The organism is Microbacterium enclense, from assembly GCF_004022425.1.
Taxonomy (GTDB): Bacteria; Actinomycetota; Actinomycetes; order Actinomycetales; family Microbacteriaceae; genus Microbacterium; species Microbacterium enclense_A.
In genome coordinates this window covers 1-3,335 of record NZ_RBZY01000115.1, presented here as the reverse complement: position 1 = coordinate 3,335, position 3,335 = coordinate 1, and the positions used below count along the sequence as shown (strand labels likewise).

Genomic DNA, 3,335 nt, shown 5'->3' with positions numbered 1-3,335 from the left:
CGACAACTCCGTCGACGAGGCCCTCGCCGGCCACGGCTCCCGCATCGACATCGTGCTTCACGACGACGGCAGCGTCGAGGTGCGCGACCGTGCGCGCGGCATCCCGGTCGACGTCGAACCGCGCACCGGACTCACCGGCGTCGAGGTGGTCTTCACGAAGCTGCACGCCGGCGGCAAATTCGGCGGCGGCTCCTACGCGGCCTCCGGCGGTCTGCACGGCGTGGGCGCCTCGGTGGTCAACGCCCTGTCCGAACGTCTCGACGTCGAGGTCGATCGCGGCGGCAAGACCTACGCGATGTCGTTCCACCGCGGGGAGCCGGGCGTGTTCGCTGGCGTCGGACCTGACTCGGCCTTCACGCCGTTCGAGGCCAGCAGCGAACTGCGCGTCGTCGGCAAGGCGGCCCGCGGCGTCACCGGCACCCGCATCCGCTACTGGGCCGACCGGCAGATCTTCACCAAGGATGCCGCCTTCGGATTCGACGAACTCGTGCAGCGCGCGCGGCAGACGGCCTTCCTCGTGCCCGGGCTCGAGATCGTCATCGCCGACGAGCGCAGCGACGAGCCCGTCGAGACCAGCTACCGGTTCGACGGCGGCATCTCCGAGTTCGCCGACTTCCTGGCCCCCGACGCGGCGATCACCGACACCTGGCGCCTCACCGGCACCGGCACGTTCTCCGAGACCGTCCCCGTGCTGCAGCCCGGCGGCTCGATGGTGCCGACCGAGGTGCAGCGCGAGTGCGAGGTCGACGTCGCCGTGCGCTGGGGCACGGGGTACGAGACCACCACGCGGTCGTTCGTCAACATCATCGCGACGCCCAAGGGCGGTACGCATCAGCAGGGCTTCGAGCAGGGCCTGATGAAGATCCTGCGCAGCCAGGTCGAGCAGAACGCGCGGAAGCTCAAGGTCGGCAACGACAAGATCGAGAAGGACGACCTCCTCGCCGGCCTCACCGCCGTGCTCACGGTCCGCCTTCCCGAACCGCAGTTCGAGGGCCAGACGAAAGAGGTGCTCGGAACGCCCGCGGTGCGCCAGATCGTGTCGCAGGTCGTCGCGAAGGCACTGACCGAACGATTCGCCTCGGCGAAACGCGACGACAAGGCGCAGACGGCGCTCCTCCTCGAGAAGGTCGTCTCCGAGATGAAGGCGCGCATCTCCGCGCGCACGCACAAGGAGACGCAGCGTCGCAAGAACGCGCTCGAGTCCTCCTCGCTGCCGTCCAAGCTCGTCGACTGCCGCTCGAACGACGTCGCCGACTCCGAGCTGTTCATCGTGGAGGGCAACTCGGCACTGGGCACCGCCCGCGACGCGCGCAACAGCGCGTACCAAGCGCTTCTGCCCATCCGCGGCAAGATCCTGAACACGCAGAAGGCGTCGATCAGCGACATGCTCTCGAATGCCGAGTGCGCGTCGATCATCCAGGTGATCGGTGCGGGCTCTGGCCGCTCGTTCGATCTCGACGCCGCGCGTTACGGCAAGATCATCCTGATGAGCGACGCCGACGTCGACGGCGCACACATCCGCACGCTGCTGCTGACGCTGTTCTTCCGGTACATGCGGCCGCTCGTCGAGGCGGGGCGCGTTTTCGCGGCGGTGCCGCCGCTGCACCGGGTGATCGTGATGAACCCAGGCTCGAAGCCGAACGAGACGATCTACACCTACAGCGAACAAGAACTGCACGGGCTGCTCACGAAGCTGAAGAAGGCCAACAAGCGGTGGCAGGAGCCGATCCAGCGCTACAAGGGCCTGGGCGAGATGGATGCCGATCAGCTCGCCACGACCACGATGGACCGTGCCGGTCGCACGCTCCGCCGCGTGCAGGTGCGCGACATGGAGGAGGCCGCGAAGGTCTTCGACCTGCTGATGGGCAGCGAGGTCGCCCCGCGCCGCGAGTTCATCGTGGACTCCAGCGACCGCCTCGCCCGCGAGCGCATCGACGTCTGAACCCCGGAGGCGTGCCCGATCCGGTGCCTCGCGGCCGGGTCTCAGCGGATCGCGGTGCCGATCGCGCCGACGACGGCATCCAGCGGCTGACCTGACGCGTCGCGCTTGGCGCCCGGCTCGGGCAGTGCCCGCACCGACCCGTCCGCGCCCACCGCGCGCGGATCGGAGCCGACCCACGCGAGCGTGAGCGCGTCCTCGCCCCGCAACAGACGCTGCGCCCGCACGCCGCCGGTCGCGCGCCCCTTGGCCGGGAACTCGGTGAACGCCGAGACCTTGGCGCTGCCGGCATCCGTCCCCGCCAGAGCGGCGGTGGATCCGGCGACCGTCACGACGACTGCGTCGAAGGACGACCCTCCGACGACGGCGAACGCGATCGCGCGCGCGCCATCGGACAACCGGATGCCGGCCATGCCCCCGGCCGATCGCCCCTGCGGCCGCACCGACGAGGCGTCGAACCGTAGGAGCTGCGCGTCGTCGGCGACGAACACGAGTTCCGCGGCATCCGAGGCCGGGGCAGCCCCGACCACCCGGTCACCGTCGCGAAGGCCGATGATCTCGATCTCGGGCTTCGTACCGAGCTCGCTCGCCGCCACACGCTTCACGATGCCCTGGGCCGTGCCGAGCGCGATGGGCGGGCCATCGGTCAAGGGCACCAGAGCGATGACCTGCTCGCCCTTGCCCAGGGCGAGGTACTGCTCGACCTTGGTTCCGGCGGCCAGCTGCACCGCGTTCCCCGGCACCGACGGCAGGTCGACGGGGGAGAAGCGGACGAGGCGCCCCGCCGAGGTCACGGCGCCGATGTCGCCGCGCGTCGTGGTGTCGACGGAGGAGCGGATAGCGTCGTGCTTCGCTCGTCTCGTCGGGGGGATCACGCCGCCTCCGGGTGCGTCGGCGGAGAGTTCCGCGCGCACCATGCGACCCGTCGCGGAGAGGAACACGCGGCAGGGGGAATCGGCGATCTGCAGGTCGGCGGCGGCCGCGGCCTTGGCCGACCGGGGCTGCACGGGCCCGCCGTTCAGCAGCATCGTGCGGCGCGGTGTGCCGTATGCCTCGGCGGCCGCCTCGAGCTCACTCGCGACCTGCCCGCGGAGCAGCACGTCGCTGCCGAGCAGTTCGACGAGCTGATCGATCTCGGCCTTCAGCTGATCGCGCTCGGCCTCGAGCTCGATGCGGGAGAACCTGGTCAAGCGGCGCAGGCGCAGTTCGAGGATGTACTCGGCCTGCGGGTGGGAGAGGTCGAACACCTCCTGGAGGCGCGTGCGCGCCTGCTCGCCGTCGTCCGAGGAACGGATGACCTGGATGACCTCGTCGATGTCGAGGATCGCGATGAGCAGTCCCTCGACGAGGTGCAGGCGCTCGCGCTTGCGGGCGAGCCGGTACTCGCTGCGGCGGG

The 3,335-nt window shown here is 70.3% G+C and carries 2 protein-coding genes; one reads left to right on the top strand and one right to left on the bottom strand.

Annotated elements, in window-relative coordinates:
* Window positions 1-1,942, top strand: a 1,942-nt coding sequence (locus D8Y23_RS16325) for a DNA gyrase/topoisomerase IV subunit B (RefSeq protein ID WP_164878288.1), incomplete at its 5' end; no start/stop codon positions are given.
* 41 nt (window positions 1,943-1,983) lie between these two features.
* Here the strand turns inward: D8Y23_RS16325 and D8Y23_RS16320 are convergent.
* A partial coding sequence (locus D8Y23_RS16320; RefSeq protein ID WP_275087522.1) for a DNA gyrase C-terminal beta-propeller domain-containing protein occupies window positions 1,984-3,335 on the bottom strand: 1,352 nt, incomplete at its 5' end.